The sequence below is a fragment of the Pseudomonadota bacterium genome (genome assembly GCA_010028905.1).
Classification (GTDB): Bacteria; Vulcanimicrobiota; Xenobia; order RGZZ01; family RGZZ01; genus RGZZ01.
This window is the reverse complement of sequence record RGZZ01000921.1, coordinates 1-1,050: the sequence shown is the minus strand read 5'-3', so window position 1 is coordinate 1,050 and position 1,050 is coordinate 1. Positions and strand designations below refer to the sequence as shown.

Here is a 1,050-nt window from a genome sequence, read left to right as displayed (position 1 = left end):
ACGCTCGACCTCGAGAGCGCGCAGGAGCGCGCCCACATCGCCGCGTTCCGCACGATCGGGGAGCAGACGGAGCAGGCGCTGTTCGGGCGGCGCATCTTCACCTGGCCGATGCGCGGACCCTACGCCGAGACCATGATCTTCGGTGACAGCGGGCCGTTCCGGGCGTGGTGGAAGCGCCTGCAGCTGCGGACCTTCGGGTTGCTCTCGAGCGAGAACGCCTTCGTCGCGTGCCAGTACTTCCTCGTTCGCGGGTTGCGGACCCTCAACGGCAAGCAGGTGCAGCACCAGCTCAGCCTGCACCACACACGCGCCGCGGATCCCGAGACCAGCCCCATCCCGTCGAAGATCTCCTACTGGCACTTCCTGGATGAGAGCTTCCACTTCAACAGCTCCACCGTGATCAGTCACGACGTGGTGCGCAGCCTGAAGCCGCCGACGGCTTTCGAGCGATGGGTCGTGAACCAGGGACTCCTCGGGTGCCAGCGCGACCATCGGAACTTCTCCGTGGTGCTCAACGGGATCTTCTGGCACGATCCCGCCCTTTATGATGCCGTCTACGCGGTGCTCACCTCGCCCGCCTACGGGCTCGGGCCGAGCGAGGCGCGCGCGCTGATGGAGGCGACGTTCACCCGCGAGCACGAGGGGTTGCACGCGACCGCGACCACCCACGCGAAGGCCCGTGACAGCTACATGCAGTACCTGGAGGGGCTGCCCTTCGTGGATGCGGTGAACCTGGAGCAGCGCGTGACGCGCCAGGCCTCCGCGCAGGACTGGCTCCTGCGCAACCGCGCCGCCTTCGCGCGCTGGACCCCCCCTACGACCCTCGCGGCGCGGGGCTGAGACATGTCTCGCGTATGTGTCGCGTTCCCGGGGACCCCGCACCCGCCGGTGCGCGTCCCCCTCGGGTGTGAGCTCGCAGAGCACCTCGACGTGCACAACTCTCCCGTGCTCTTTGGGTGTCGGACGGGCCTCTGCGGCACCTGCGCGGCGGTCGTGGAGGGGGAGACAGACCCTGTGTCGGAGGAGGAGCGCGAGGTCATCGACATCGAG

At 68.4% G+C, this 1,050-nt stretch carries 2 protein-coding genes; both read left to right on the top strand.

Going from position 1 to position 1,050, the window contains the following annotated elements; all coding sequences use genetic code 11:
- Positions 1–840 (top strand): P-aminobenzoate N-oxygenase AurF (locus EB084_26380; GenBank protein ID NDD31790.1); only part of this gene is annotated, 840 nt, incomplete at its 5' end.
- 3 nt (positions 841–843) lie between these two features.
- A partial coding sequence (locus EB084_26375; GenBank protein ID NDD31789.1) for a ferredoxin occupies positions 844–1,050 on the top strand: 207 nt, incomplete at its 3' end.